This is a genomic window from Nitrospirota bacterium, assembly GCA_016212185.1.
GTDB lineage: Bacteria > Nitrospirota > Thermodesulfovibrionia > UBA6902 > DSMQ01 > JACRGX01.
Map to the genome: position 1 here is coordinate 1 of JACRGX010000059.1, position 2,943 is coordinate 2,943.

At 43.4% G+C, this 2,943-nt stretch carries 5 protein-coding genes; 2 read left to right on the forward strand and 3 right to left on the reverse strand.

Features of this window, described 5'->3' with window-relative positions; all coding sequences use genetic code 11:
• Positions 1 to 192, reverse strand: a 192-nt coding sequence (locus tag HZA10_06750) for a PEP-CTERM sorting domain-containing protein (GenBank protein MBI5196004.1), incomplete at its 3' end; no start/stop codon positions are given.
• A 539-nt stretch (positions 193 to 731) separates the two neighbouring features.
• Between HZA10_06750 and HZA10_06755 the strand changes: the two genes are divergently transcribed.
• Together HZA10_06755 and HZA10_06760 are read left to right on the forward strand one after the other, a co-directional pair.
• Positions 732 to 896, forward strand: coding sequence for a hypothetical protein (locus HZA10_06755; protein ID MBI5196005.1), 165 nt, complete (start codon positions 732 to 734; stop codon positions 894 to 896).
• Between the two features lie 376 nt (positions 897 to 1,272).
• On the forward strand, positions 1,273 to 1,917 hold the full coding sequence (locus HZA10_06760) for a PEP-CTERM sorting domain-containing protein (protein MBI5196006.1): 645 nt from the start codon (positions 1,273 to 1,275) through the stop codon (positions 1,915 to 1,917).
• A gap of 267 nt (positions 1,918 to 2,184) precedes the next feature.
• Here HZA10_06760 and HZA10_06765 read toward each other — a convergent pair whose 3' ends face one another.
• Together HZA10_06765 and HZA10_06770 are read right to left on the reverse strand one after the other, a co-directional pair.
• Positions 2,185 to 2,520 carry a type II toxin-antitoxin system HicB family antitoxin gene (locus HZA10_06765; GenBank protein MBI5196007.1) on the reverse strand — a complete coding sequence of 112 codons (336 nt, stop codon included), beginning with the start codon at positions 2,518 to 2,520 and terminating at the stop codon, positions 2,185 to 2,187.
• 45 nt (positions 2,521 to 2,565) lie between these two features.
• Positions 2,566 to 2,823: a type II toxin-antitoxin system HicA family toxin gene (locus HZA10_06770; GenBank protein MBI5196008.1), complete on the reverse strand. Its 258-nt coding sequence runs from the start codon at positions 2,821 to 2,823 to the stop codon at positions 2,566 to 2,568.
• Between the last annotated feature and the right edge of the window lie 120 nt (positions 2,824 to 2,943).

A 2,943-nucleotide genomic window follows, 5' to 3' on the forward strand; every position in this document is an offset into this window, starting at 1 on the left:
CCTCATCGCCGCGAACCCCATTATGCCGCTACCAAGAAGGAGTAGGGTTGAGGGTTCGGGGACAGGGGCTTGACCCCCCTGAGTATAGCCTCCGTCCGAGGTAATCCATGTGCCGGGCGGCAGATTAAAACTTATCGCCGCCGTGTTGAAGAAATCAGAGGAGCCTCCTCCACTCGACCCCCACCCTCCCATAGCTTCAAGGTAATAATAGATGGGAAAAGGGTCTTCGAAGCTGATGTTTTCCAGAGTTAGCACGCCTTTCGTGTGAATGGGGTCATAAAAGTACGATGGGCAACCGTATAAGTAGCAGTTCCAGATCTGCGCGTCAGTGCGCTCCCTGAAATCAAAATAGAAGTTGTTGCTGATAGGCCCCGATGTGGAAAATTGAGCCGAAACGCGCGCATTCTGAGGGCTGGTTCCTGCAGCATTCGGGATGCCTGAGATGGCCCCGTCAAGATACATGACGGCCGTAAGGGTCACGGGTGTGCAGCAGGGCTGGCCATGGAGCGTGAAGTAGTCTTCAACAGACCCCCAAGCATGTACACTGTCACCCGGCAGAGCGTACGCAATGGGCCCCGAGCGTGCCCAGGGGAGCGTTCGACAGGGCCGAAGCGAAGCTTCCAAGGGGGGGGCCTGCTCCATAGCTTTCAAACGCGTGGGTCGTTCCGTATCCGCCACTGCTGTGGCTATAATAAGGATTGTCAAATTGCACTCCCGCCATGGTTCTCACTATGGTTGAAGTGGCGTTTGCGGGAACTGCGAGGCAAAAGAACAACAGGCCCATCGCGCCGGCGGCGCCGCCAAAAAACCTCAAACCCCTTTTGAAGAGAGCTTCTTTTTTCATCGTTTTTTACCTCCTCATAAGGCATGATGGATATGATATGGTTTTAGTATAAAATACGCAATATTCATGCCAGACACCTCTTATTTATAACACCTTAAATTATCTAAGTTCTTCATGTCATGTCAAATCCCTCAAAACGGCAAATTGTAAAATTTCTTAAACTGGCGTATAGTTTTTTGACACCCGCTCCTCTGTTATAACTTATTGTTTTACAATTAAATTATAATGTTTCTGCGAATTTGTAAAAAATGAGGTGTAAAGATTCTTTACATTTTTATGTTTTTTTCTTAATTTATCTTTGAAATTTTTTCTATAAAATCAAATAGTTACGATTTTTTTAGTTTTGGCATGCAGTTTGCTTTTAATAATCATTAAATAAAATAGGCACAATTTACTTTAAAAATAAAACCAGAGACCAGGAGGTTAAAATGAGATACAGATGGATAATAGCCGCCTTATTTTTTCTGACTGCGACAAACGCAAACGCGACGATTTTCACCTATGAGTTTGACGGTGCAGTAACAACTATTTTGCACGATGACAGCGCTAACACATTTTCCAGTAATTTTGCGGTAGGTGATTTAGTGCACGGCACCTACACGCTGGATGATACAATAATCCCTACTTTCCCCCGGCCAAGCTTTGCCAGATATTCCGGGAATTCTTTTAACGTGACGATTGGCTCACATAATTTCTCTGGCTCGGCCGATCACCGTGTATTTAACAATGATCTTCCTTCTATTAATGATGCATTTTCGATTATCAATGAAACAGGTTATACGGCGCCCAGTCTTGGCGACCTGATCAGTAGAACATTCTTTTTACAGTTTTTTGACAGCACACGTACGGTATTCTCAAATACTGACATGGTATTAAACCCGCCGCCTCTGTCAAATTTTGACTCTCAGATAAACGGTCTGAGACTCGACAACAAATTCAATCCCGATGATTATGGAGCTCTATATTACAATATAAATTCACTTGCTCCTGTTCCTGAACCCTCAACCCTTCTCCTTTTGGGAAGCGGGATGACGGGGCTGGTTGCGATGAGGAGATTCAGATTTAGGAAATAGTTTTTTCTTTTATCACAGTAAAAATGCCCACTTGATGAATCATCGGTGGGCATTTTTATTTAAACTCAAATGGACTTTTATTGGAGAAAACTCAAAAAACCACTCTGAAATTAACAAACAGGGTCGACCAGTCTGGATGATTTAACCTTGTGCGCGTGCAGACGGGGATTTTAATGTTGGAAAGGTTATTTATGCCTCTGGAGTTCGTTGTAAGGGCGGCATGATGACCGGCTTGAATCTCATTGTGGGATTCGAACCCCAGTTATATTAATGCCTTACCTCATCTTCGATCGCCTTCTGAACAAACTGATTTAAGGATATACCCATGAGTGCCGCCTTCTCCAAGGCCTTTTTATGTATCTCCGGGGATATTCGGACATTAAAACTGCCCTTGGCTGATTTTAGCGGTTCTTTACCGGCCTCTTTGCAGAGTTTAACATAATCATCCACCGCTTCATGGAAAGCTTTTATAATCTCCTTTACGCTGTCCCCTTCAAAGGTCACAAGGTCATTTATTCCTTCGATCTTTCCATGAAAAACCTTATCCTCTGCATCGAAATGAACCGAGCCGATAAATCCTTTATATGTTAATACGTCTTTCATCATATGACCCTCCTGTTGCCAATGACGGCATAAAGTTTAACGTTATTAAATTATCCCCTTGTTCTTAAGTTCATCCTCGACATTATCCAGTTGGTAGCGTTTAAGCTCTGGCCTTGGGTGCGGCTTGTGGAGCCTTATAATATGCTTTGTTTCGTAATTGATAAACGCAACCCTTGAACCGGATGTTTTCCCCATCTTTACTTCTTCATAGCCGAAACCTTGCAAGAGCCTGGCAAGCTCATCGAATGTAAAATCCTTCGGTTTAGATAAAAACCTTTTTAAGAGCTTTTCGGCTTTACTCATTGTGGAATTATAATATCAAAAATTAATTTATGCAACTGAATTTTAGTTACAAAGGACTTTCGGGCGGTTTGAACCAATTCAGGAAATAGTTGGTCTAAAAGCCGTGCAAGAGATTCTACC